Origin of the sequence: Paenibacillus xylanexedens, assembly GCF_007680605.1 — a bacterium.
GTDB classification, from domain to species: Bacteria; Bacillota; Bacilli; order Paenibacillales; family Paenibacillaceae; genus Paenibacillus; species Paenibacillus xylanexedens_B.
The window spans coordinates 1-335 of record NZ_VEIO01000070.1 but is presented as its reverse complement, the minus strand read 5'-3'; the positions used below and the strand labels follow the sequence as shown (position 1 = coordinate 335).

The following is a 335-nucleotide window of genomic DNA, read 5'->3' as shown; positions in this document are numbered from 1 at the left end:
TACCATCAGGTTACGATGAACAGTATGATGCAAACAGCATGGGGCCTGCTACTGTGCAGATACAATAACACCGATGACGTGGTGTTCGGCGCGGTTGTGTCGGGTCGTCCAGCGGAGATTGATGCCGTCGAGAATATGGTGGGTCTGTTCATCAATACCCTGCCGGTACGGTTAAGCATGAATGCAGACGTAGGTGCATTCGTTGAGACGGTCAAACGGTTACAATATCGAGCTCTTGATTCAGAGAAATACGATTATCTTTCATTGGCCGAGGTTCAAGGTCAAACGGAACTGAAACAAAACTTGATCGATCACCTGTTTGTGTTTCAGAACTA

General features: G+C 47.2%; 1 protein-coding gene. It reads left to right on the top strand.

Annotation, left to right across the window (positions count from 1 at the left end; genetic code table 11):
* Positions 1-27: 27 nt before the first annotated feature.
* Positions 28-335: condensation domain-containing protein (locus FS818_RS28430; RefSeq protein WP_260990006.1), on the top strand; the 308-nt coding region annotated here is incomplete at its 3' end.